This window comes from Acinetobacter sp. UBA6571 (genome assembly GCF_002434085.1).
Classification (GTDB): Bacteria; Pseudomonadota; Gammaproteobacteria; order Pseudomonadales; family Moraxellaceae; genus Acinetobacter; species Acinetobacter radioresistens.
In genome coordinates this window covers 180,015-181,578 of sequence record NZ_DJJJ01000058.1, presented here as the reverse complement: position 1 = coordinate 181,578, position 1,564 = coordinate 180,015, and the positions used below count along the sequence as shown (strand labels likewise).

The window sequence follows — 1,564 nt, the reverse complement described above, 5'->3', positions numbered from 1 at the left end:
CCGCGGTGGCGGTGTAGTTACCGGCGAGAGCCGGCGCGGCAATACTGCCCCTGATGCTGCCATCTGGGGCCACTGTGACCGGCACTGCTGCTCCGTCCGGGCCCCGTACAGTTACACTGGCGCCCGGTTCGGTGGTGCCGCTGAGGGTGGCACTGCCATCAGCATTGATCACCTCTTTAAGGTTACCGCGCCGTCCGGGATCTACTCTCGTACCCTACGCGTCGCTGGCAGTGTTGCCGTTAATATCGGTCGCGGTGGCGGTGTAGTTACCGGCGAGAGCCGGCGCAGCAATGCTGCCAGTGATGCTGCCATCTGGCGCCACTGTGACCGGCACTGCTGCTCCGTCCGGGCCCCGTACAGTTACACTGGCGCCCGGTTCGGTGGTGCCGCTGAGGGTGGCACTGCCATCAGCATTGATCACCACATTCAGCTCTACGGCCGGTGGCGTGCTATCTGTTGCAATTGCAGTATCGCTTGCAATGTTGCCATTAATATCGGTCGCGGTGGCGGTGTAGTTACCGGCAAGAGCCGGCGCAGCAATACTGCCACTGATGCTGCCATCTGGCGCCACTGTGACCGGCACTGCTGCTCCGTCCGGGCCCCGTACAGTTACACTGGCGCCCGGTTCGGTGGTACCGCTGAGGGTGGCAGTGCCATCGGCATTGATCACCACATTCAGCTCTACGGCCGGTGGCGTGCTATCTGTTGCAGTCGCGGTATCGGTGGCAGTGTTGCCGTTAATATCGGTCGCGGTGGCGGTGTAGTTACCGGCGAGAGCCGGCGCAGCAATACTGCCAGTGATGCTGCCATCTGGCGCCACTGTGACCGGTACTACTGCTCCGTCCGGGCCCCGTACCGTTACACTGGCACCCGGTTCGGTGGTACCGCTGAGAGTGGCACTGCCATCGGCATTGATCACCACATTCAGCTCTACTGTCGTAATAGTATCTATAGTTAAAGTTGCTGTATCTGTACCCGTATTACCTGCCTGGTCTATGGCTCTTACAGTAAGGTTATATGTCCCGTCCTGTAATACCGGCAAAGTATTATCTGCTAAAGTCCAGGTACCATCACCGTTATTTACGGCTTCATAATCAGTACCATTGAGAGTAACCACGATTCGTGCGGCAGTATCATTAACCGTACCACTCAACGGTGGGGTATTATCTCTGCTGGAACTATCATCCAGCACCACCACTGGCGCTGTAATATCAGCTGAAACTATACCGCTACCCGATAATGATGCATTCCCTGCAGGATCTGTTGCTATTGCAGTAATAACTTCACCATTAGTAAGACCACCCGGGTTAGCTACACTCCAGCTGCCACTTTCATCTGCAAGTGTGGTAGCGATCGTGCCATTTGGGAAGGTAACAGTGACAGTAGCCCCAATTTCCGCTGTCCCACTAATCGGATCAGTTACGTTAACCGGATCAAGCTCAGGAGCAGCTGGAGCAGCTGTATCTACAGTGACACTAACTGTATCTGTGACACTGCTGTTGCCATTAACATCAGTCACGACAGCTCTGTATTGATAGGTGTTATCTGCGACTCCAGTCTGTGC

At 56.1% G+C, this 1,564-nt stretch carries 1 pseudogene; it reads right to left on the bottom strand.

The features are described 5' to 3' along the window. Positions 1 to 1,564, bottom strand: a pseudogene (locus tag B3X18_RS12220) (Ig-like domain-containing protein); the annotation flags it as partial.